Source organism: Vibrio sp. 1874 (genome assembly GCF_033344395.1).
Classification (GTDB): Bacteria; Pseudomonadota; Gammaproteobacteria; order Enterobacterales; family Vibrionaceae; genus Vibrio; species Vibrio alginolyticus.
In genome coordinates this window covers 1-1,174 of record NZ_JAWPOR010000124.1, presented here as the reverse complement: position 1 = coordinate 1,174, position 1,174 = coordinate 1, and the positions used below count along the sequence as shown (strand labels likewise).

Here is a 1,174-nt window from a genome sequence, read left to right as displayed (position 1 = left end):
ATAATGAGTTACGTAACCGCAAAAAACCTTACCAAACGTTTTGGTGACAATACGGTATTTGAAGACATTCAATTCGCTACCGAACAAGGCGAGTTCATCACGCTTTTAGGGCCTAGCGGCTGTGGTAAATCCACCCTACTTCGCAGTCTTGCGGGTTTAAATCCGGTTGATGGTGGTGAAATTTGGGTAAATGGCGAAGAGATCACCCACCAAGTGCCACAAGAAAGAGGCATCGGTATGGTTTTTCAGTCTTACGCGCTGTTTCCAAACATGACGGTTGAGGGCAACATCGCCTTTGGCTTGAAAATGAAGAAACTCGCCTCTGATGAAATTCAACGCGAAGTGAAAAAAGTCATAGAGTTAGTTGACTTAAAAGGCAAAGAAAAACACTACCCACACCAACTTTCTGGAGGCCAACGTCAGCGTGTGGCATTAGCCCGAGCGCTCGTGGTTAAACCTCGTATTCTTTTACTTGATGAGCCGCTTTCGGCACTGGATGCAAAGATCCGTAAGCATCTTCGCCAACAGATCCGCGATATACAAAAAGAGATGAACCTAACTACCATCTTTGTGACTCATGACCAAGAAGAAGCGATGATCATGTCTGATCGAATCTTTTTGATGAACAAAGGGGAGATTGTTCAAGCCGGCACACCAGAAGCGATCTACACTCACCCTGCCAATGAATTTGTGGCTGGGTTTATGGGGCATTACAACTTGGTCGATGCTAACAAAGCCAAACAACTCTTTAATATCGATACCGAATGGAAGGTGGCAATTCGTCCAGAGTCCATCTACGTGAAAGAGCATGGTCGCCAATACGGAAACCATATATCTGCACCGCAGATGGGAACCATCAAAAATCACCAACTGCTTGGCAATGTAATTCGCTACCAAGTGTGCGTCGAAGAGTGCGATCTTACAGTCGATTTGCTCAACCGTTCATCCGAACGCTTGCTAGCTAACGGCAGTCAACTAGAGCTGCTGTTTAACCTTAATGAAATTCAACCAGTGGGGGCCTAACATGTCCAAACCTTTGTACGTCTTTGATATGGACGAAACTCTAATCAACGCCGACTGTGCGATGATTTGGAATGCGTTTTTGGTTGAAAAAGGCATAGCAACTCAATCAAACTTCATAGAGGAAGATCAGCGTTTAATGGCCTTGTACGCA

1 protein-coding gene and 1 pseudogene are annotated in these 1,174 nt (G+C 45.1%); both read left to right on the top strand.

Annotated elements, in window-relative coordinates:
• Positions 1-3: 3 nt before the first annotated feature.
• Positions 4-1,023, top strand: a complete 1,020-nt coding sequence (locus tag R8N46_RS25010; protein WP_318189748.1) for an ABC transporter ATP-binding protein — start codon at positions 4-6, stop codon at positions 1,021-1,023.
• A gap of 1 nt (position 1,024) precedes the next feature.
• A pseudogene (locus tag R8N46_RS25005) lies at positions 1,025-1,174 on the top strand (HAD-IB family hydrolase); the annotation flags it as partial.